The following is a 19,980-nucleotide window of genomic DNA, read 5'->3' on the forward strand; positions in this document are numbered from 1 at the left end:
ACTGCGAGCTGACAGATTCATGACAGTCAAAGCCCTCATCGCCTCTTTCACCCAGCAGGAAGACCTCAACTTCCTGTTGACCAACCGCATCCCCCGCGCCGCGTTGACCCGCTTCATGGGCTGGTTCTCCAAGATCGAGAATCCGTTGGTGCGGGATTTCTCGATCGCGCTGTGGAAGCTGTTCTCCGATCTCGACCTGTCCGAGGCGCGGAAAACGCATTTCAAGAGCCTGCACGACTGCTTCACCCGGGAGCTGAAGCCGGGCCTGCGTCCGTTTGATCCCGACCCATCCATTGTCGCCAGCCCCTCCGACGGCATCGTCGGCGCGCATGGCCGGATCGCGGATACCGAGCTGTTCCAGGTCAAGGGCGCGCCCTATTCGCTGCTCGATCTTTTGGGCGATTCCGCCCTGGTCGACCAGCACCGAAACGGATCCTTCGTCACGCTGCGGCTGACCTCGAGCATGTATCACCGCTTCCATGCGCCCTATGACGCCCATATCGAGCGCGTCACGGTGATCCATGGCGACGTCTGGAACGTCAACCCGATCGCGCTGAAGCGGGTCGAGCGTCTGTTCTGCAAGAACGAGCGCGCGGTGATCCGCACGCATCTGTCCACCGGCGAGGCGGTGACGCTGGTGCCGGTCGCAGCGATCCTGGTCGCGAGCATCCGCCTGCACTTCCTCGACATGGTGCTGAACGCGCAGACGAAGGGCCCGGTCAACTTCCCCTGCGACGTCAACGTGAGCAAGGGCGAGGAGCTCGGCTGGTTCGAGCACGGCTCGACCATCATCATCCTCGCGCCCGGCGATTTTGCGTTTTGCGACGGCATCGCCGAGGGCACTCGCATTCGCGCCGGTCAAGCGCTGCTCGGGAGAAAGTAGCCTTCAATCCGCCGTCCCCGCCGCCTATATGGTCGGCGGGGACGAATAGATCGATACGGATTGGGCGATGGCGCGGGCGCCGGTGATGGCGGCGGGGGGTATTGTGCTGCGGCGTGGCGCGCCGCCGCTGATCGCGGTCGTGCGCCAGCGCAAGCGCAACGAGTGGGTCTTGCCGAAGGGCAAGCTCGACGACGGCGAGACGCCGAAACAGGCCGCGCACCGCGAGGTGCTGGAAGAGACCGGTCACGAGGTCGCCATCCACGAATTCCTGGGCACGCTCGTCTATCAGTCGGGCGGCCGCTCAAAGGTCGTGCATTTCTGGCGCATGGAGGCCGAGGGCGGTCCGGTCCGCAAGCTGATGAACGACATCAAGGCGGTCGACTGGCTGACGCTGGACGATGCGATCGTGCGCCTGTCGCGCGAATACGAGCGCGCCTTCCTGATCCAGATCGGCCCGATCGCGATCGCCGCCGCCGGCCTTGCATCTTCGGCCGCACCCGAGCCGCGGCCGGCGAGCGACGACGTCGACGCAGCCTTGCAGACGCTGACGCCCGCCGAGGCCGCGTCGGTCGACGAGCTGCGCCACGGTCTGTTGCAAAAGGTGAAGGCCTGGCTGCGCGGCGAGGCGTGAGTTGTCGTTTCTTACCTCTCCCCGCCCTTCAGCGGGGGAGAGGTCGGATCGCGCAAGCGATCCGGGTGAGGGGCAGGGCACACCGTTGCAAAAATGGAAGTCCATCCGACACGCACGACAATTATCGAGCTGGGTGCTCCGCCGACAATTGAAATCGAGCTCGCGGAAGCAGCCCCTCACCCCAACCCTCTCAGCGCGAGCGAAGCTCGTCGCGCCCCCGTAAGAACGGGGCGAGGGAGCGCACCGGCGATGTGGCGCACTCGATGCCTACCGCCGCTCTTTCCTCTCCTTCGGAGCAGGCGCCGGCTTGCGCGGCGCTGCGGGGCGTTGTGCGGCGGGCGGGCGCTGCTGGAATCCGCCCTGGCGCTGGATGCGGCCGGGCTGCTGGACTGCGGGCGGCTGGCCCGGCGGCAATCCGGTGCGCGGCGCTTGCGGCTGCGGTGTCGTACCCGGCTGCGGCGGCACCGCTCCTCCCGGCTGTGCGGGAGTCTGGCCGGCGCGCGCCGGCTGGGTTTGCGGCGTGCCGCCGGGTTGGACGCCCGGTCCGGTGCGCGGTGCGCCGGCGGGCCGGCCCGCACCTTGCCGCTGACCCTGTTGCTGCTGGCCTTGGCCCGCGCGCGGCGTACCCGGCTGCACCGCGCCGCCCTGTCCTTGTTGTCCTTGGCCCTGCCGCTGCGGCGGCTGAGCGCCTTGCCGGTTTGGCGTGCCCGGCTGCTGCTGACCCGGACGGTTGTTCTGGCCAGGCTGACCGTTCGGCCGCTGCGGCTGTTGGCCCGGCGCCGTCGTCGGCCGCAATTGTTGCTGCTGCGGCGGCTGCGCCGGTCGCGGAATGCGGCTGATAGCGGTCGGATTGGCGCGGCGGAAGTCGCGCTGCTCGGTGACGATCTGGCGGCCCGTGGTCTGCGCCAGGTGCACCTGGCTGACGAAGCTGCGGTCGCGCGCGATCTGCTGCGGGGCAATGGTGATCGGCACGGCCGCAAAGCGCATGCCACTTGTGCCGCCGGCGCCCGGCCGGATCGCAAAGCCGCTTGCGGCTTGCGTCAGCGCGCCGAGCCGCGTGCCGCTGGTGCGGTCGTTGACCTCGATGTGTCCGACCCGGCCGTCGGCGTCGGGATAGAGCTTGATGTTGACGTTGCTGGCGCTGCTCGCGGCCGCACCCTCGGGCACGTCGACGACGCCGGTGGTGCCGCGGATGCCGAGCGTCGCGGTCGGCGTCGCGATCTTCATGTCGCCGGTCTTTGCCACCGCCGCCGCAACGAAGGCAACCGTGCCCTTGCCGATGTCGAAGATCGCCGAATTCTGCTTGCCGCCGTCCTCATAGACGTAATTGTCGACGGTGATCCTGGCGCTGGCGGAGAGGTTGAACGTGGTCGCATCGTTGAAGGTGATGCCGAGCGAGGAGTTCGACGAGGTCTGCACGACGTCGTTGAGATAGATGTCGTCGCGCACGCGCAGCGGATAGGAATTCTTGTCGCGGATCACGGTCGCGATCCCCGTGACGGTCGCAACGTTGCCGATCGGCTCGACGACGGCGGATTGAGCGTCCGCGGCCGGTGTCGGCGAAGCTGCGGGCGTCGGGGAGGGGGCGGGCACCGGCTGTGCCTGCGGCTGCGCCTGTGCGAGCTCGATTGCATCGGATGCACAAGCCACGCTCGCGCCGGCCAGCGGCAAGGCCAGCAGCGGAAGCGCGAACACGAAGCGGCGCCAGGCCACCATTGAAATCACGAGGGAGTCCCGGTGAGAAACGCGAGGCGAGATCGGCCGATTTCAGCCTGATTGAGCTGAATGGCGGATGAACATCTGTCGCATGGACGGGGCGAACGTTCAAACGCCACGTCCCCGCATCAGGGACGTGGCGGTCTATTCTTGCTCGTCATTCCGGGGCGCGACAACGTCGCGAACCCGGAATCTCGAAATTGTGGTGCGAGATCCTCAGGTGCGCAATTGCGCACCATAGTTCGATGCTTCGCATCGCCCCGGGATGACGCGCTCCGCGCGTCAGCTCACGCGCTTCCAGGTCTGGCCGCCGCAGAACATGCCGCCGAAGGCACAGCCCTGCACGCGCATCGCGTTCGGGCCCTTCATCGCGATCGTCGAGTCGTAGTTGCGGCCGGAGTCGGGGTCGTGGATGCGGCCGCTCCACTTCGAGCCTTCGGGCTTCATGTTGATCAGGATGCGCTCATTGGTCTTCTCGGCGTAGCCGCACAGATTAGCGCCGCACTGCTCGACGCGGACATTGCCCTTGTTCTCTTCGGTCGCCCAGACGCCGATCGGCGTGTTGGCAACCGGGGCCGGCGCAGCGACCACCGGAGCCCGAGCGGGCGCGGGAGCAACGGCGACCGGCGCGGGCGCAGCAACGGGAGCCGCGGCGGGTGCGGGCTGCACCGTGTTGTCGAAGCCGACGGACGGAGCGGCGGCAACCGTCGTGGCGGGAGCTGCGGGGGCGGCAACCGCAGGCGCGGCCGGCGCGGTCGCCTGGACCGGCGCCTGCTGCACGGGCTGCGGCTGCACCGGAGCCGGCGCGGGCTGCGCGGCGGTGGTGGCCGGAGCCGGCGTGGTGTCGACGTCATCGTCCTTGGAGCCAAGGCCCTTGAGGTTGATGTTGTTCAGCTTGATCGGCTTGTCCGACAGGCCCGGCGCGACGATGGTCACGCAGTTGAGCGAGGCGCAGTTGCGCGGCGTCTCGATGCGGATGTGCTGACCCTCGATCTGGAACGAGATCGAATTGCCGGCATGCGCGGCCGCGGTCGACGCGAGGAGGAGTGCGGTGGCGGCGACGGTGAGCTTGTTCATGACAACCTCCGGAAAATGCGTGGTCCCGATCTGGACTGAAGTCGCTCGTGGATGAAGCGTGGTTCGACCCTACGCCCGGCCCGTCCCGTCCTCCGTGATGGACATCACAAGGACCCGTGGCGCCTGGGTGAGCCAGCGCACACTTAGCCGCATTTCATCCCGCGTAACCTCGTCGCGACAGAGAGAGGGAGGCGCCGATGACGCGGCTTGCGATTTCGCTTGGCATATTGATCGCGCTGCTGGCGGTTGCGCCTTCAGCCCGGGCCGGTTCCTACTCCTTCTCGATCGGCGGCCACCGGTTCCATGTCGAGGCGCCCAGGAATTGCCGGTCCGCGTCCTGCGTCTCGATTTCCTCCAATCGCAGCTTTCGGCCGGCGGAGGACGTCGCCACGACGCCTGCTGCGCCTGTCCCACCGCCGGTCGTCCAGGCGCCGCTGCCGGTCTATCCGGCAACCCCGGCCCGGCCGCCACAGGCGATTGCGGTCGCGCCGCTACCTGCGCCGCCGCCCGTGCTCGCCGCGACGACGTCGCAGCCCGTTGTGCTGCCGCCGGCGCCAAGATCCGAGGCACCAAGGATCGAGGCCCTCAGCTCCAATCCGCCACGGGTCGAGCTGTCGCGCGTCGATCCGCCAAAGCCGATCGCGCTCGATCCGCCGCGCATGGAGCCGCCGGTCGTCGCGCCGAAGCTCGAGATCAAGCCGACTACCACGATCGCACAGCGCAGTGACGACGAGTCGCCCGGCATGCCACTCGGGCAGTGGGAAAGCGACGGCGCCAAGGGCACGGTCCGCATCGAACGCTGCGGCTCTGCGCTATGCGGCTATGCGTTGACCGAGGCGTCGAGCAGGGGCGAGAGCGTGCTCGTCAACATGAAGCAGAAATCACACGACGTCTGGACCGGCAGCATCTACAGCCGCTCCACCGGCAACACTTATTATGCGAGAATGACGCTGAAGAGCGCCGGCAAGCTCTACGTCGAGGCCTGCGCGCTCGGCCGCTTCTGGTGCTCCGGCAACGACTGGATGCGCATTGAGGAGCCGCAGGAGCAGTTGGCCACGACACCGCGGCAGTGGGGTGTGCGGTCGTAGCAATGCACTCGGCTTACGCTCGCCCTCCCGGGGAAGGTAAGCGGTCTCCGGTGTGGTTGATCGATGGCCGCTAGTACCCGGAATCAGAGCTGAGTGATACGGCGGCCTTTGAAACGGCGTTGACGGACCTTTTTCTTGGTCCAGACGAAGGGCTCGGCTCTGTCGTTGTATGCGTTGACGTAGGCATCGATGTGTTCCTGAAGCTGCTTGAGGCTCGTGAAGGAGGTGCCGCTGAGCGACTGCCCCTGCAAGATGGAAAACCATACTTCGACCTGATTGAGCCATGACGCACTTGTCGGCGTGAAATGAAATTGCACGTTGGGGTGGGCCTTGAGCCAGTCCTCGTTCTTTTTATGGGTGTTGAGGTTGTCGAGGATGACGTGAAGCTTGCGGTTCGGAAAAGCCGCGGTGACGCTGTTCATGAAATCGAGAAACTCGACGCGGCGCCGGCGTTTTGAATGGGTCGCGATGATCTTTCCGGTGGCGACTTCGAGCGCCGCAAACAATGTTGTGGTGCCATGCCGCTTGTAATCGTGGCTTTGGCCGGTCAAGGCGCGGCCATTGGGCAACTTCAGATAACCCTGCGCTCGCTCCAAAGCCTGGATCGAGGGCTTCTCGTCCACGCACAGCACAATGGCCTTCGCCGGCGGCGCGACATAGAGGCCGACAACATCGGCGGCTTTGGCCGTAAAGTTCGGGTCGTTGCTCTCGCACCAGGACTTGCGAGCCACCAGGTCAATCTTGTGGCTGCGCAGGAACCGCCAGACATATTGGACATCGACATCGCCCAGCGCCTCGGCCAGCAGGGGGCCGGTCCAGCGCGCAAACCCTTGCGGTGGCGGCTTATCCAGCAGCTTCAGAATCCGCTTGTCGGTCGTCTTCGTATAGATCGGCTGCTTGCCAGGCCGCGGCTTGTCTTGCAGCCCTTCAAGGCCATGGTCGGCATAGCGATGCCGCCAAAGGCTGACAATCCGCGGCTGGACCCCAACTTCCTTGGCGATCGACCGGGTGCTGCGCCCATCCGCCGCCAACAGAACTATCCGCGCCCGCTTCAAATCGCGCTGCAACGTCACCGGTGAGCGACAGCACGCCTCAAGCACCTTGCGATCTTTCCTCGAAAGGTGGACTTCTCTTGCTTCGGGTATCATCCCGACCTTGAATCACGACTCACGTTCCAAGAAAAGTGGGTACTAGATCATGCCGAGCACGATGGCGCCGACGAAGGCCATGGCGAGGTACGCGGTGATCACGCTCAGTCTCCCGGCGAACGTCATGCCGTTGCTCCCAAGAATCCTGGCTCCCAAGAATCCTGCGCTGGAGGATGCTCCGCTGGAGCAGGCTCCCGCCGCTCGCGCGCCCAACCAACATGGTTAACAGAAAGTCACGTTGTGAAAAAGTCAGCCTTGCTGTCGCTCATCCCCAGGAGCCGGCGCACGGCCGGGGGCCGGCATGGTTAAGGAAGGCTGAAATCAACACGTTGAAGAGTCTTTAAGTAAATTCACCGAACGTGCGTGCATGACGCGCGGAGTTCGTTTGTATCTCGTCGGCTCCATCGTCCTTGTTTCGCTAGCGGGTTGCGGACGCGGCTTCTTCCAGGCCGAACGTGAACCGTGGCGGGCCGAGGCGGAAGCCGCATGCCTGAAATCCGGCGCGGTGAAAGAGAGTGCGGACATCGTCCGCATCGACCCGATCTCCGGGCCCGGCAGTTGCGGCGCGGAGTTTCCGCTCAAGGTCGCCGCCATCGGCGAAGCCTCGAGCAGCTACGGCTTTGCCGACGAGGAGCTGCGCCCGCCGGGCAATGTCGGCAGCCAGCCGCGCTGGCCGGTGGCGCAGCCGCGATCGAATTATCCGCAGAGCCAGAATAGTCCGGCATCCTCCTATCCGCAGCGGTCGAACTATCCCGAGAGCGCGGTGCGCCAGCCGTCCGGCTATGGCGCCTCGGCCGGGCCGATGTCGCTGAACGCGCCCGGCGTGGCGCCGCAGGAAGACGAGATCGACCTGCCGCCCGAGGGCACCGATGCCGCGGGCGCGGCGCGCTACATGAATGCGCCGAGCTATCCGGCGCGGCAGCCCGGTCCCGCACCTTATTCGCAGGCGCCAGCGCAGCAGCCGCTGCCGCGGCTCGGTCCCGCGCAGGGCAATCCCGTCACCGCCGTCGGCCCCGTCGCGGTGAAGCCGACCGCGACGCTGGCCTGTCCGATCGTGTCCGAGCTCGACCGCTGGCTCGCCGACACCGTGCAGCCGTCGGCGATGCGCTGGTTCGGCGCCCGCGTCGTCGAGCTCAAGCAGATCTCGGCCTATTCCTGCCGCGGCATGAACGGCAATCCGCACGCCCACATTTCCGAGCATGCCTTCGGCAACGCGCTCGACATCGCCGCCTTCGTGCTCGCCGACGGCCGCCGCGTCACGGTGAAGGACGGTTGGCGCGGCATGCCGGAAGAGCAGGGCTTTCTGCGCGACGTGCAGTCAGGGGCGTGCGCGCATTTCACCACGGTGCTCGCGCCGGGCTCGAACGTCTATCACTACGATCACATCCACGTCGATCTGATGCGCCGGGCCAGCCGCCGGCTGATCTGCCAGCCGGCCGCCGTCTCCGGCGAAGAGGTCGCCGGGCGCGCGCAGCAGCGCAACCCTTACGCCGGCAGGCGCGATCCCTATGTCACCGGCTCGCTCGGAGCGCGCAAGGCAACGACGCGCAAGCAGGAGGAAGAAGAGTACGCCGACGATTAGGCGCGTTTGCCAGTAGCCCTACGCAGTCAGAATGTCATTTCGAGGCCGGCTTCGACGGTGCGGGGACCACCCCCATGCACAGCTGCACCTCGCCGGGGACGTTGTAGGTGCGCATGATATGGCGGCTGTCGCGCAAGCCGGACGCCTCACGTTGCACCACGAACATCCAGAGCGCCTGGCCGGCTTCCATCACCAGCTTGCGCCTCGCCGCCTGCATCGAGGCCGGCGTCCCCGAGGCTGCGTGGGCGGCGTCGAACTCGCGCAAGCGCGCAAGGCTCTGCTCGAGTGTGCGGCCCATCCGTCCAAGCGCCGAGGCCTGTTCCTGGACGATCTCATAATGGAGGATATCGACAGGCGGGCGAAGATCACGGGACATGGCCGCAAATATAATGCCGCGAGACCGGCATGCGCAACGCGTGGCGTGCTCGCCGTTACTTCGCCCGGTACGCCGCCAGGAACATCCGCGTCGCGCTGTCGACCACTTCGGTCATGCGCTCTTCCGACGGCGCGGGCGCGGCCTGGAAGACGAAGGGCAGGAAGAGCGAGGCCTTGCACAGTTCCATGAACTGCGAGGCGGCAAGGTCGCAATCGTCGATCGTGAGATCGCCGGCGGCGGCGTGGGCTTTGAGATAATCGGAGAGGCGGTTGATGGTCTTGTCCAGCACCCGCGCGTAGTAGCGGCGGCCGACATCGGGCATGCGCTCGGCGATCGCCATCACGGTGCGGATCGCCGATCCGCCGCCCGGCCGGCAGAGCAGATGGATGTAGGCCCGGCCGAACTCATTCAGCGTGGTCTCGGCATCGCGGGCGGGATCGAAATTGAACACGACCTGACCGTGCTGTAGCGCCTCCTGCTCGAGGATGGCTTCGAACAGCGCGCATTTGTCGGCGAAGTAGACATAGAGCGTGCCCTTGGAGACCTGCGCCGCGCGCGCGATCTCGCCCATGCTGGCGCCGTCGAAGCCGAGATCCATGAACACCTTGCGGGCCCCGTCCAGGATCTGGCGGCGCTTGGAGCTGTCCTCCTCCTGGATGACGTGCAGATGTTCGCTGGCAGCTACAACCATTGGTTCAGGGTCTCGGAAGGTTTCTGGACGAGGTGCCGAACTATGAAACGCAAATAAAGGATTCGGGCCAGTAGGGTCCGACGCTTGATATTATGTATATTGACCGAACGGTTCGGTCAATGATATTTGGGTTAAGCGAGGGGAACACGCCGCAGGCGGCCGTCCTTCATCGCGCTTTTTTTTGAGGAGGCCTTTATGGCCGTATCGAGAGACCAGGCTGCGCGCGTCCTTCGCCAGGATACGGTGGAGACGAATTCGGCGAACGTTGAACCTGTGACCGAGACGTCCGCCGTTCTCGCCGAGCAGTTGCGCTCCCATGTGGCCGAGGAAGCGAAGCGCCGCAGCGAGGCGCCGGGGAAGCCCGTGACCGACAAGCCGGCCACACCCGGGTCAGACGCGCCCGCTGCCAGCGGCACGCCGAAATCCGGCAAGCGCAAATTCGTCCTGATGGGCGTCGGTCTCGTGCTGGCGCTCGCGGCAGCCGGCTATGCCGGCTATTACACGCTGGTCGGCCGCTTCTACATCGCCACCGACGACGCCTATGTCCGCGCCAACAACACCATGCTCGGCGCGCGCGTTGCCGGCCACATTTCCTCGATCCTTGCTGGCGACAACACGACGGTGCGCGCCGGCGACGTCATCTTCCGTATCGACGACGGCGACTACAAGATCGCGGTCGATGCCGCCGCGACCAGGATCGCGACCCAGCAGGCCACCATCGATCGCATCGGTCGCCAGATCGCGGCGCTCGAGAGCCAGGTTGCCCAGGCCAAGGCGCAGCTCGTCTCGGCTGAAGCGGGCCTCAAGCGCGCCGACCTCGATTATGAGCGCCAGCAGGCGCTGAGCAGCAAGGGCTTTGCCTCGCGCGCCACCTTCGAGAGCTCGGAAGCCGGACGCGACCAGGGCGCCGCCGCGGTCAAGGCCGCGCAGGCCGCCTATGACGTCGCCGTCAGCAACGTCGACGTCACCAAGGCGCAGCAGGCCGAAGCCCAGGCCCAGCTTGCCGAGCTCAAGACCTCGCTCGCCAAGGCCGAGCGCGATCTCGCCTTCACCGCGGTGCGCGCGCCGGTCAACGGCACGTTCTCGAATCGCCTCGTCAGCGCCGGCGACTTCGTCGCGGTCGGCCAGCGGCTCGGCAACGTCGTGCCGCTCGACGACGTCTATATCGACGCCAACTTCAAGGAAACGCAGCTCAAGCGCATCCGCCCCGGCCAGCCGGTGACGATCAAGGTCGATGCCTATGGCATGCGCAAGTTCTCCGGCGTCGTCGAGAGCATCGCGGCGGGCGCGGGCTCGGTGTTCACGCTGCTGCCGCCGGACAACGCCACCGGCAATTTCACCAAGATCGTGCAGCGCGTGCCGGTCCGCATCCGCGTGCCGAAGTCGGTGGCGAAGCAGAACCTGCTCCGCGCCGGCATGTCGGTCTACGCGACCGTCGACACCAACAAGGGCGCGGCCGACGCCGACAGCGAGGTCGATCTCGACGATCCCACCATGATCCATCCGCAGTAAGAGCACCTTAAACGCTGCGAGGTCGGACCATGGCCAATGCCACGACTGCTTCACCTGAGATGATGGCGGCCCCCGCTTCGGAGCGCATCGCGCCGAAGCGGCTGTTCGCCTTCATCATCATGGTGTTCGGGATGTTCATGTCGATCCTGGACATCCAGATCGTCTCGGCGTCCCTCAGTGAAATCCAGGCCGGCCTGTCGGCGAGCTCGAGCGAAGTCTCCTGGGTCCAGACCGCCTATCTGATCGCCGAAGTCATCGCGATCCCGCTGTCGGGTTTCCTGTCGCGCGCCTTCGGCACGCGGCTCTTGTTCGCGATCTCGGCCGCGGGCTTCACCGCCTCGAGCCTGCTCTGCGGCTTTGCCACCACCATCGAGGAGATGATCCTCTGGCGTGCGCTCCAGGGCTTTCTCGGCGCCGGCATGATCCCGACCGTGTTCGCCTCGGCCTACACCGTGTTCCCGCGCTCGAAATTCCACATCGTCGGTCCCATCATCGGGCTGGTCGCGACCCTGGCTCCCACGATCGGGCCGACCGTCGGCGGCTACATCACCGACCTGATGTCGTGGAACTGGCTGTTCTTCATCAACGTCGTGCCCGGCATCGCCATTACCTTGGGCGTGCTGGCGCTGGTCGATTTCGACGAGCCGCATTTCGAATTGCTCGACCGCTTCGACTGGTGGGGCCTGCTGTTCATGGCCGGCTTCCTCGGCACGCTGGAATACGTGCTGGAGGAAGGCCCGCAATATGAATGGCTGCAGGACACGACAGTGGCGATCTGCGCCTGGATCTGCGCCATCTCGGCGATCGCGTTCTTCTGGCGCGTCTTCACGGCGGCCGAGCCGATCGTCAATCTGCGCACCTTCTCCAACCGCAACTTTGCGGTCGGCTGCGTGCTCCAATTCTGCATCGGCATCGGCCTCTACGGCCTGACCTACATCTATCCGCGCTATCTCGCCGAGGTGCGCGGCTACAGCGCGCTGATGATCGGCGAGACCATGTTCGTGTCGGGCATCACCATGTTCCTGGTCGCGCCGCTGGTCGGTCGTCTCATGGTGAAGATCGACATGCGCTACATGATCGCCTTCGGCCTCGTCGTGTTCGCGATCGGCTCCTACCAGATGACCTGGATCACCCGCGACTACGATTTCTACGAGTTGCTGGTGCCGCAGATCCTGCGCGGCGTCGGCATGATGTTCGCGATGGTGCCGACCAACAACATCGCGCTCGGCACGTTGGCCCCTGACCGGGTGAAGAACGCAAGCGGCCTGTTCAACCTGATGCGCAATCTCGGCGGCGCGGTCGGGCTCGCCGTCATCAACACCGTGCTCAACGACCGCACCGACCTGCACATCACGCGCCTCCAGGAGCGCGTGACCTGGGGCAATGCGACCGCGACCGAAACCCTGACCATGTTCATGCAGAAGTTCCAGGGGCTCGGCGATTCCGCGCTGATGGCGATGAGGCAGCTCTCGCAGCTGGTGCACCGCCAGGCCGTGGTGATGAGCTTCGGCGATGCCTTCTTCATGCTGACGCTGTTCTATCTCGGCCTCAGCCTGTTGGTCACGCTGCTGAACAAGCCGGCCTCGATGACCGGCGGCGGCGACGCGCACTGACGCCACGCACGCTGTCGTCGCCCGGGACGGTAGTGGTTGAGCCGAGAGGCTGCGGCGTACTGGATGCCCCGCCTTCGCGGGGCATGACAGTGGAAGATGAGATCGACGGCAGCTGCGAACCAAATTGCAACACTCGTTCGTGATCTCGCGCGGGCCCCGTTGCAAACCGCGAACGGCACATCTATAAAGCGCACCTCATTCAATCGAACCGGGAGGGATTTGCATGATTTCGTCGCATTCGCAGATCGTTCGCCCGCGTTCGTTGTTCTGGTTCGGTATGTCGGCGGCCTGTTAGAGGCCTCTTCCGCCAGATTCGATCGGGTCACGAGTCCCGATCGCCCCACTTCCCCAAGTCAAAATCACCTGTGAGTGACGCCGTCTGCCCTTCGTGGCCGACTTGCGTCCGTTGATGGAGCCGGCCCGCGCCAAAAGCGGCTGGATGATGTCATGACCTCTCTCTCAAAAAGGCCCGCGGCGATACGCGTGGTGTTGCCCTTCGTGTTCCGGCACTGGCTGAACCAGCCCGGTCGCGGCCTGATCGTGGCCGGTGGCCTGCTGGGCGCGACCGTCGCCGACCTGTTCATGCCGGTCTTCTCCGGACATCTGGTCGATGCGCTGACACGCGGTTCGTCCGATCCTGACGCGCGCCACGGGGCGCTGGTTGCGTTCGGCGCCATCGTGGCGCTCGGTGCGGCCTCCGTGGTGCTGAGGTTGATCGGTCTCCAGGCGATCGTCCCGTTCACGCTCAAGATCATGTCGGACGTCGCCCAGGGCGCCTTCACGCGTGTGCAGCGCTTCTCGACCGACTGGCACGCCAACTCCTTTGCCGGCTCCACGGTGCGCAAGATCACCCGCGGCATGTGGGCGCTCGACCTGCTCAACGACACCATCCTGATGGCGTTGGCGCCGTCTCTGCTGGTGTTGATCGGCTCCATGGTCCTGATCGGCCTGCACTGGGCCTCGCTCGGCGCGGTGATCGCGGTGGGAGCGCTTTTCTACGTCGCCATCACAGTGCTGTTCTCGACGCGCTACATCGCGCCGGCCGCGCGAATCTCCAACGCCTGGGACACCAAGGTCGGCGGCACGCTGGCGGACGCGCTGACCTGCAACGCCGTGGTGAAATCCTTTGGCGCCGAGCTGCGCGAGGATACGCGGCTCGCCCGCGTCATCAACCGCTGGCGCGTTCGGGTGCGGCGGACCTGGTTTCGCTACAACTACACGGCCATGGCGCAGCTCTCGTTGCTGCTGGCCTTGCGTGCGTCCGTGATCGGCGGCTCGGTGCTGCTGTGGATGAGCGGGCATGCCTCGCCCGGCGACGTCACCTATGTGCTGACGAGCTACTACGTCATCCACGCATATCTGCGCGACGTCGGCATGCACATCAACAACCTGCAGCGCTCGGTCAACGACATGGACGAACTGGTGGCGATCCATGACGAGCCGATCGGGATTGTCGATGCGCCGGACGCGCGGCCGATCGCGATCGAGGGCGGCGAGATCGCGTTCGACGACGTCACGTTCCACTATGGCGGCCACCGCGCGCCGCTGTACGACGGCCTGTCGGTCACGATCCGCGCCGGCGAGCGGGTTGGCCTGGTCGGCCGCTCCGGCTCCGGCAAGACCACCTTCGTCAAGCTGGTGCAGCGGCTCTACGACGTCTCCGGTGGTCGCGTGCTGATCGACGGCCAGGACATCGCGCTCGCTACGCAGCAATCGCTGCGCAGCCAGATCGCGATCGTGCAGCAGGACCCGATCCTGTTTCACCGCTCGCTCGCCGAGAACATCGCCTATGGCTGGCCCGGCGCCAGCCTGGAGGCGATCGAGCAGGCGGCGCGGCTGGCCAATGCGCACGACTTCATCCTGCGTCTGCCCAAGGGCTACGGCACGCTCGTCGGCGAGCGCGGCGTGAAGCTGTCGGGCGGCGAGCGGCAGCGCGTGGCGCTGGCGCGCGCCTTCCTGGCGGACGCGCCGGTGCTGATCCTGGACGAGGCGACGTCGAGCCTCGATTCGGAATCCGAAGCGCTGATCCAGCAGGCGATGGAGCGGCTGATGAAGGGGCGCACCTCGATCGTGATCGCGCACCGGCTGTCGACGGTGCGCAGCCTCGATCGGATCCTGGTGTTCGACCGCGGCGAGATCGTCGAGCAGGGCACCCACGCCGTGCTCGCAGGCAAGCCCGGCGGCATCTATCGCGGCCTGTTCGAGCGCCAGGTGGTGGACCTCGGGCACCTCGCAGCAGCGGAATGAGAGGCGCGCGGCGGCGGGACGAAAGTCCCGCCGTCACGCCGCCCACGGAATGCGCCAAGGATGGAATGAGATGAAAGACCTGACGAACGGCTCCATCGTGCGACACATCCTGGCCATGGCGCCTCCGATCATGGTCGGCATGGTCACGATCATGATCTGCCAGCTGGTCGATTTGTACTTCGTGTCGGGACTGGGCGATGCGGCCGTTGCGGGCGTCGCCGCGGCCGGCAATGCGGGCTTTCTCATCAACGCGCTGATGCAGGTGCTCGGCGTCGGCACGGTGGCGCTGATCGCGCATGCCGTGGGCCGCAAGGATCGGCCGGATGCCAATCTGATCTTCAACCAGGCGATCGCGCTGTCGGTGCTGTTCGGCGTGCTGACCCTGGTCATGGGCGCGGCGCTGTCGCGCCCCTACATGCGTGCGATCGCCGCGGACCAGCCCACGATCGAGGCGGGGACCACTTATCTGCTATGGTTCATGCCGGCGCTCGCTCTGGAATTCGCGATGCAAGTGCTGGCATCGGCGCTGCGGGCGACCGGCATCGTGCGCCCCGCGATGCTGGTGCGGGTGCTCGCTGTCGCCATCAACATCGCACTGGCGCCGGTGCTGATCTCGGGCTGGGGCACCGGCCATGCGCTTGGTGTCGCCGGAGCGGGGCTGGCGAGCTCGATCGCGGTGGCCATCGGTGTCCTGATTCTGCTGGCGCATTTCCGCAAGGCCGAGCGCTACGTCGCCTTCAACCCGGCGCAGTGGCGTCCGCAGCCGCATCACTTGAAGCGCATCCTCAATGTCGGCCTGCCGGCCGGCGGCGAATTCGCGATGATGTTCATCTTCATGGCGGTGGTTTACTACGTGCTGGGCGATTTCGGCGCCGCGGCTCAGGCGGGATTCGGCATCGGCCAGCGCGTGCTGGCCCTGATCCAGATGCCGGCGCTTGCCGTTGCGCTGGCCGCGGGGCCGATCGCCGGCCAGAACGTCGGCGCTGCCAACGGGGCGCGCGTGCGGGAGACCTTCGTCAAGTCGGCGTTGATCACCTCCGCCGTGATGATCGGCTTCATGATCCTGGCGCAAACGAAGCCGGAGCTGCTGCTCGCCGGGTTCTCGAACGACCGGGAGACAATGGCGATCGCCTATCTGTTCCTGCGGATCATCTCGCTCAACATGGTGGCGCAGGGCCTGATCTTCACCTGCTCGAGCATGTTCCAGGGCCTCGGCAACACCAAGCCGGTACTGCTGAGTTCGGCGACGCGCGTGTTCACCTATTCGCTGCCGGCGATCTGGCTCTCGACGCGTCCGGGCTTCCGCATGGAGTACGTCTGGTACCTGTCGATCGCGGCGACCACGCTCCAAGCGGGCTTGAGCCTGTGGCTGCTGCGCCGCGAGTTCGACAAACGCCTGGCGCCGCTCCGGCAGGACGAGGCTTCGAAGCAGGTCGAGCCCGAGCCCGTCACGCCTCCTGCGCGCGTCCCTGCGTAGCGACAGCTTGTGACCTGCCGACGCAAGGAAGGCTAATGCGCACCAAGGCTGTTCCAGACGAGGCCGAGCCCCGACAGGAACAGCAGACCGAGCACGACATCGCCAAAGTGCTTGTCGCTCAGCGCGTGATAGACGCGTGCGCCGGCCCATGCGCCGATCAACGTGCCGGGAAACGCGACCAGCGCGAGCCAGACCACCTTGAAGGCGACGAGGCCCGATGCCGTCTGCAACACCAGCGCGGTGGCGAGCACGGTGAAATTGAAGAGCTGGAAGATGCCGCGCCGCTCGTGCTTGTTCCAGCCGCGGATGTTGGCCCACAGGATCGGCAGCGGCCCCGACAATCCGGCAAGGCCGCCCAGAATGCCGCCGGCAAAGCCGATCGCACCGTCGGCGATCCGGCCGCCGAACGTGATGGCGAGCGGCCTCTTGTTCAGATACAGCGCGCTCGAGAAGATCAGCAGCAGCACGCCGATGCTCAGCTTGAACACCTTGGGATCGGCGGAGGCGACCATCATGGTCCCCAGCGGCACCCCGATCAGCCCGCCGATCAGGAACGGCCAGACCAGCGAGAGGTCAAAACTCTTCCACATCGACGGCAGCGTCGAGGTCTGGGCGATCACCGAGCAGATCAGCACCAGGGGCACCGCGAGCGAGGGCGGCAGCACGTAGAGCCAGATGCCGAGCGCCATCAGCGCCGTGCCGAACCCGGCCAGGCCCGAGACGAAGCCGCCGGCCAATGCGCCGAGCGGCAGCAGCGCGTAACCGTAGGTTTCCAACGGATTGTCCTTGTCGCCACCGGCGATCCCGAACTGTTGATCGCCACCGCCCGCATAGCACGGGTGCGGCCGTGCAGGTCAATCCATGCTGCACGCAGGCGTGATCTGCGGCGTCGGGCTTTTGGGAAAGACATGCCTACATGATGGTCGTACTTCAATCCAAAGGCCCGCCGACGCCATCGTGCGCTCCGATCGGACAGCCCCGAATAAGAAGGTGGAGAATGACCATGACCCGCACCAACATTGCCGTTGCGGCCGCGCTGCTGTCGGCGGCGGCGTTGATGCCGACATTGGCACAGGCGCAGTTTTCGGAGCCCGCGGCCTATCAGGCCGCCCATCCCGACCGCGACGTGCTCAATGGCGGCCAGCTCACACCCGCGGCACGCGCAGCCCGTGGCGAGACGGTGGCACCGAGCGAGGCCTATGCGGCCTATCCGTCAGGCATGACGCCGGTCGTCCGCCCGCGCCATCGCCGCCAGCATCAATAGGTTTCTGCTAGACGATCTGCCTTGTGTCGGCGGGCTTGTGCAGCGCGCCGACCAGGATGCGCAACGCCTCCGTCAATTCCGCCCTGTTGCGCGCTGCGCCCAGCGAGATGCGTGCCGCATGCGGCGGTGTCCCGTCGACGGTGAAGGCATCGCCGGCCACGACCGCGAGTCCATTCCGTAGCAGATGCGCCGCGACATCGGGGCGGCCCTCCGGCAGCCGCAGCCACAGATGATGGGCCGCGGGCTTGGCCAGAAACTGAAGGCCTTTCAGTGCGCGCTGCGCGAGTTGCTGGCGGCCTACTGCCTCGTTGCGAATGGCGGTGATGATGCGATCGGCGATGCCGGTTTCGAGCCAATGCGTCACCAGCGCGACCATCAGCGGCGCCGGCATCTGCACGGTGGCCTGCAAATAAGAACGCATCTCCTGCTGCGCGGCGTTGTCGGGAGTCACGAGATAAGCGAGACGCAGTGCCGGCGCGATGCATTTTGACAGCGTGGTCGCGAGATACGTCCGCTCCGGAATGAGATTGGCGATCGGCGCTGCAGAGCGGTCGAGCAGCCCGTAGGCGTCGTCCTCGATCAGGAGCGTATCGGCATCGCGGATGATCCTTGCGATCGCGCTGCGTCGTTCGGGGAGAAGCGTCGCGGTGGTCGGATTGTGCAGCGTCGGGATGAGATAGACGGCCTTCGGCTTGTGGACACGGCAGGCCTTCGCCAGTGCATCGGGCAGGATGCCGCCGTCATCCATGGCGACGCCGACGAGCTTGATGCCGAGCCGCGCCGCGGCGGCCTTGATGCCGGGGAAGGTGAGCGCTTCCGTGAGCACGATGTCACCGGGCCGCGCGAGATGGGCGAGCAGGTTGAACAGGATGGTCTGCGTGCCGGGAAAGATCACGAGCCTGTCGGCATGCGCGTGCGGGACGCGTGCGCGCATCCAGCGCGCTGCGACCTCCCGCTCATGCACGCTGCCGCCGGGTGGCTGGTAGTTCAGGAACGCGGTCAGGCCCGATTGGGCGCGGAGAGCTTCCAGCCCTGCGACGATGCGCTCGTCGAGTTGTGCCTCGAGCGGATGCGGCGGCACATTCATCGAGAGGTCGATCGCGACGGGATGCGGCAGATCGACCGCGCGGCGCGCGCTGGTCTCCGATACGAACGAGCCCTGGCCGACCCGGGCCTCCAGGATGCCGCGGCGCCGCGCCTCGGTGTAGGCGCGCGTCACCGTGGTGAGGTCGATGTCAAGCGCCTTGGCCAGCGCGCGCTGCGTCGGCAGCTGCTGGCCGCGCACCAGCCGGCCGGCTGCGATGTCGGCCTCCATGGCATCGACGATGCGCTGGTAGCGCGGCCCGCTCAGCTCCGAGATTGTAGGGGTCCAATCCATGCAATTTAGGCCCATATCCTTTGAATGTATGGATGCAGGATATTATTGTATGGATCATCAGAACGGAAGAGGTGTCGTCATGACGACCGGTTCGGTTTCCCTGGCAAAGGCGATGTGGCGCGGTTTTCGCGGCAAGTGCCCGAACTGCGGCGAAGGACACATGTTCGGACGCTTCCTGAAAGTGGCAGACAGCTGCGATCATTGCGGCGAAGAGCTGTTCCATCAGCGCGCCGATGACTTTCCGGCCTATCTCGTCATGGTCGTGCTCGGTCATCTCGTGGTCCCGGCGATCCTCGCGGTCGAGACCGCCTATGCACCGCCGGTCTGGCTGCAGTTGGCCGTGTGGCTGCCGGTGACGCTGTTCGCTTCGCTTGCGTTGCTGCAACCGACCAAAGGCGCCATCGTCGGCCTGCAATGGCAGATCGGCATGCATGGCTTTGAGGCTGGCAAGTTGCGGCGCGAAGCCGGTGCGCTCGTCCTCGCAAAAGTGAATACGCGCGCGGTCTGAGCGGGTAGCGTTTACATCGCGCGCGCGGCCGCTACACTCCATCGTACAAACAAGAACGATGGAAACGCCGATGGCCGCACGCGCGAAGACCTTCCTGCTCTGTCACGGCGCGTGGTCCGGCGGATGGGCCTGGAAGAAGATGCATCCGCTGATGGCGCAGGCGGGCCACCGCCTGGTCGCGCCGACCTACACCGGGCTCGGCGAGCGTTCGCATCTGGCCAATCCTTCGATTGACCTCGAGACGCACATCCAGGACATCCTCAACGTCATCAAATTCGAGGACCTCAGCGATATCGTGCTGCTCGGCCACAGCTATGGCGGCATGGTCGCGACAGGCGTTGCTGACCGCGCACGCGAGCGCGTGACGCAACTGGTCTATCTCGATGCCTTCGTGCCGCGCAACGGCCAGTTGCTGCTCGATCTCAACGAGAGCGGGCGCGAGCCGATGCGCAAGGCGGCGGCCGCCGGCGATGGCTACCGCATCCCGCCAAACCCGCCGCCGCCGGATACGCCGCAGGCCGATCTCGACTGGCTCAACGCGCGCCGCATCAACATGCCGATCAAATGCTTCGAGACGAAGTTGAAGCTGGAGCATGGCGAGCCGGCCATGCCGCGCAGCTACATCTATTGCACGCGCATTCCGCCGGGCGACGTGTTCGGGCAGTTCGCGAAGCGCACCAAGAACGAGGATGGCTGGCGCTATTTCGAGCTCGACGCGAGTCATGCGCCGAACGTGACGGCGCCGGCGGCGTTGATGGGCGTGTTGAACGAGATCGCCGCCTGACCCAC

Annotated in this window: 18 protein-coding genes; 11 read left to right on the top strand and 7 right to left on the bottom strand. The window is 66.0% G+C overall.

The window, feature by feature from the left end:
* Positions 1 to 19: 19 nt before the first annotated feature.
* Positions 20 to 883 carry an archaetidylserine decarboxylase gene (asd, locus tag ACFLEY_RS10695; RefSeq protein ID WP_060908620.1) on the top strand — a complete coding sequence of 288 codons (864 nt, stop codon included), beginning with the start codon at positions 20 to 22 and terminating at the stop codon, positions 881 to 883.
* A gap of 67 nt (positions 884 to 950) precedes the next feature.
* A complete protein-coding gene (locus ACFLEY_RS10700) occupies positions 951 to 1,514 on the top strand; it encodes an NUDIX hydrolase (protein WP_060908619.1) in 564 nt (187 codons plus the stop codon).
* A 267-nt stretch (positions 1,515 to 1,781) separates the two neighbouring features.
* On the opposite strand, the gene ACFLEY_RS10705 is transcribed toward ACFLEY_RS10700, so the two are convergent.
* Positions 1,782 to 3,230, bottom strand: a complete 1,449-nt coding sequence (locus tag ACFLEY_RS10705; RefSeq protein WP_060908618.1) for a FecR domain-containing protein — start codon at positions 3,228 to 3,230, stop codon at positions 1,782 to 1,784.
* Positions 3,231 to 3,512: 282 nt separating this feature from the next.
* Positions 3,513 to 4,307, bottom strand: a complete 795-nt coding sequence (locus ACFLEY_RS10710) for a DUF2147 domain-containing protein (RefSeq protein WP_211434353.1) — start codon at positions 4,305 to 4,307, stop codon at positions 3,513 to 3,515.
* Between the two features lie 197 nt (positions 4,308 to 4,504).
* Here ACFLEY_RS10710 and ACFLEY_RS10715 point away from each other — a divergent pair, with 197 nt between their 5' ends.
* Positions 4,505 to 5,395 carry a DUF2147 domain-containing protein gene (locus ACFLEY_RS10715; protein ID WP_060908617.1) on the top strand — a complete coding sequence of 297 codons (891 nt, stop codon included), beginning with the start codon at positions 4,505 to 4,507 and terminating at the stop codon, positions 5,393 to 5,395.
* An 83-nt stretch (positions 5,396 to 5,478) separates the two neighbouring features.
* On the opposite strand, the gene ACFLEY_RS10720 is transcribed toward ACFLEY_RS10715, so the two are convergent.
* Positions 5,479 to 6,543 carry an IS630-like element ISRj1 family transposase gene (locus tag ACFLEY_RS10720; RefSeq protein ID WP_026192128.1) on the bottom strand — a complete coding sequence of 355 codons (1,065 nt, stop codon included), beginning with the start codon at positions 6,541 to 6,543 and terminating at the stop codon, positions 5,479 to 5,481.
* Positions 6,544 to 6,910: 367 nt separating this feature from the next.
* On the opposite strand from ACFLEY_RS10720, the gene ACFLEY_RS10725 reads away from it, so the two are divergent.
* Positions 6,911 to 8,125, top strand: a complete 1,215-nt coding sequence (locus ACFLEY_RS10725) for an extensin family protein (RefSeq protein ID WP_060908616.1) — start codon at positions 6,911 to 6,913, stop codon at positions 8,123 to 8,125.
* A gap of 34 nt (positions 8,126 to 8,159) precedes the next feature.
* Here ACFLEY_RS10725 and ACFLEY_RS10730 read toward each other — a convergent pair whose 3' ends face one another.
* Both ACFLEY_RS10730 and ACFLEY_RS10735 read right to left on the bottom strand, forming a co-directional pair.
* Entirely contained in the window at positions 8,160 to 8,501 is a 342-nt protein-coding gene (locus ACFLEY_RS10730; RefSeq protein WP_028176263.1) for a DUF6665 family protein, read from the bottom strand.
* Between the two features lie 55 nt (positions 8,502 to 8,556).
* Positions 8,557 to 9,192 (bottom strand): TetR/AcrR family transcriptional regulator, encoded by a 636-nt coding sequence (locus tag ACFLEY_RS10735; protein WP_060908615.1) that lies wholly within the window; start codon positions 9,190 to 9,192, stop codon positions 8,557 to 8,559.
* 195 nt (positions 9,193 to 9,387) lie between these two features.
* Between ACFLEY_RS10735 and ACFLEY_RS10740 the strand changes: the two genes are divergently transcribed.
* From ACFLEY_RS10740 to ACFLEY_RS10755, 4 genes are all read left to right on the top strand, one after another.
* A complete protein-coding gene (locus ACFLEY_RS10740; protein ID WP_060908614.1) occupies positions 9,388 to 10,704 on the top strand; it encodes an HlyD family secretion protein in 1,317 nt (438 codons plus the stop codon).
* 29 nt (positions 10,705 to 10,733) lie between these two features.
* Entirely contained in the window at positions 10,734 to 12,317 is a 1,584-nt protein-coding gene (locus tag ACFLEY_RS10745) for a DHA2 family efflux MFS transporter permease subunit (protein ID WP_060908613.1), read from the top strand.
* 447 nt (positions 12,318 to 12,764) lie between these two features.
* Entirely contained in the window at positions 12,765 to 14,564 is a 1,800-nt protein-coding gene (locus ACFLEY_RS10750) for an ABC transporter ATP-binding protein (protein ID WP_060908612.1), read from the top strand.
* Positions 14,565 to 14,634: 70 nt separating this feature from the next.
* Entirely contained in the window at positions 14,635 to 16,041 is a 1,407-nt protein-coding gene (locus ACFLEY_RS10755; protein WP_060908611.1) for an MATE family efflux transporter, read from the top strand.
* Positions 16,042 to 16,073: 32 nt separating this feature from the next.
* Here ACFLEY_RS10755 and ACFLEY_RS10760 read toward each other — a convergent pair whose 3' ends face one another.
* A complete protein-coding gene (locus tag ACFLEY_RS10760) occupies positions 16,074 to 16,817 on the bottom strand; it encodes a sulfite exporter TauE/SafE family protein (RefSeq protein ID WP_028176257.1) in 744 nt (247 codons plus the stop codon).
* A gap of 227 nt (positions 16,818 to 17,044) precedes the next feature.
* On the opposite strand from ACFLEY_RS10760, the gene ACFLEY_RS10765 reads away from it, so the two are divergent.
* Positions 17,045 to 17,305 (top strand): hypothetical protein, encoded by a 261-nt coding sequence (locus ACFLEY_RS10765; protein ID WP_039186092.1) that lies wholly within the window; start codon positions 17,045 to 17,047, stop codon positions 17,303 to 17,305.
* Between the two features lie 7 nt (positions 17,306 to 17,312).
* On the opposite strand, the gene ACFLEY_RS10770 is transcribed toward ACFLEY_RS10765, so the two are convergent.
* The gene (locus ACFLEY_RS10770) at positions 17,313 to 18,683 is read right to left on the bottom strand and encodes a PLP-dependent aminotransferase family protein (protein WP_060908610.1); all 1,371 of its coding nucleotides are present in this window, start codon (positions 18,681 to 18,683) and stop codon (positions 17,313 to 17,315) included.
* A 79-nt stretch (positions 18,684 to 18,762) separates the two neighbouring features.
* On the opposite strand from ACFLEY_RS10770, the gene ACFLEY_RS10775 reads away from it, so the two are divergent.
* Together ACFLEY_RS10775 and ACFLEY_RS10780 are read left to right on the top strand one after the other, a co-directional pair.
* On the top strand, positions 18,763 to 19,191 hold the full coding sequence (locus tag ACFLEY_RS10775) for a DUF983 domain-containing protein (RefSeq protein ID WP_060912674.1): 429 nt from the start codon (positions 18,763 to 18,765) through the stop codon (positions 19,189 to 19,191).
* A gap of 70 nt (positions 19,192 to 19,261) precedes the next feature.
* Positions 19,262 to 19,975, top strand: coding sequence for an alpha/beta fold hydrolase (locus ACFLEY_RS10780; RefSeq protein WP_060912673.1), 714 nt, complete (start codon positions 19,262 to 19,264; stop codon positions 19,973 to 19,975).
* The last annotated feature ends 5 nt before the right edge of the window (positions 19,976 to 19,980 follow it).

The sequence above is a fragment of the Bradyrhizobium sp. YCK136 genome, assembly GCF_044570075.1.
Lineage (GTDB): Bacteria > Pseudomonadota > Alphaproteobacteria > Rhizobiales > Xanthobacteraceae > Bradyrhizobium > Bradyrhizobium diazoefficiens.

Excerpts from the sequence above, each read along its gene's own strand:
- asd (WP_060908620.1), top strand. The coding sequence starts at position 20 with ATGACAGTCAAAGCCCTCATCGCCTCTTTCACCCAGCAGGAAGACCTC.
- ACFLEY_RS10700 (WP_060908619.1), top strand. The coding sequence starts at position 951 with ATGGCGCGGGCGCCGGTGATGGCGGCGGGGGGTATTGTGCTGCGGCGT.
- ACFLEY_RS10705 (WP_060908618.1), bottom strand. The coding sequence starts at position 3,230 with ATGGTGGCCTGGCGCCGCTTCGTGTTCGCGCTTCCGCTGCTGGCCTTG.
- ACFLEY_RS10710 (WP_211434353.1), bottom strand. The coding sequence starts at position 4,307 with ATGAACAAGCTCACCGTCGCCGCCACCGCACTCCTCCTCGCGTCGACC.
- ACFLEY_RS10715 (WP_060908617.1), top strand. The coding sequence starts at position 4,505 with ATGACGCGGCTTGCGATTTCGCTTGGCATATTGATCGCGCTGCTGGCG.
- ACFLEY_RS10720 (WP_026192128.1), bottom strand. The coding sequence starts at position 6,543 with ATGATACCCGAAGCAAGAGAAGTCCACCTTTCGAGGAAAGATCGCAAG.
- ACFLEY_RS10725 (WP_060908616.1), top strand. The coding sequence starts at position 6,911 with ATGACGCGCGGAGTTCGTTTGTATCTCGTCGGCTCCATCGTCCTTGTT.
- ACFLEY_RS10730 (WP_028176263.1), bottom strand. The coding sequence starts at position 8,501 with ATGTCCCGTGATCTTCGCCCGCCTGTCGATATCCTCCATTATGAGATC.
- ACFLEY_RS10735 (WP_060908615.1), bottom strand. The coding sequence starts at position 9,192 with ATGGTTGTAGCTGCCAGCGAACATCTGCACGTCATCCAGGAGGAGGAC.
- ACFLEY_RS10740 (WP_060908614.1), top strand. The coding sequence starts at position 9,388 with ATGGCCGTATCGAGAGACCAGGCTGCGCGCGTCCTTCGCCAGGATACG.
- ACFLEY_RS10745 (WP_060908613.1), top strand. The coding sequence starts at position 10,734 with ATGGCCAATGCCACGACTGCTTCACCTGAGATGATGGCGGCCCCCGCT.
- ACFLEY_RS10750 (WP_060908612.1), top strand. The coding sequence starts at position 12,765 with ATGACCTCTCTCTCAAAAAGGCCCGCGGCGATACGCGTGGTGTTGCCC.
- ACFLEY_RS10755 (WP_060908611.1), top strand. The coding sequence starts at position 14,635 with ATGAAAGACCTGACGAACGGCTCCATCGTGCGACACATCCTGGCCATG.
- ACFLEY_RS10765 (WP_039186092.1), top strand. The coding sequence starts at position 17,045 with ATGACCCGCACCAACATTGCCGTTGCGGCCGCGCTGCTGTCGGCGGCG.
- ACFLEY_RS10770 (WP_060908610.1), bottom strand. The coding sequence starts at position 18,683 with ATGGATTGGACCCCTACAATCTCGGAGCTGAGCGGGCCGCGCTACCAG.
- ACFLEY_RS10775 (WP_060912674.1), top strand. The coding sequence starts at position 18,763 with ATGACGACCGGTTCGGTTTCCCTGGCAAAGGCGATGTGGCGCGGTTTT.
- ACFLEY_RS10780 (WP_060912673.1), top strand. The coding sequence starts at position 19,262 with ATGGCCGCACGCGCGAAGACCTTCCTGCTCTGTCACGGCGCGTGGTCC.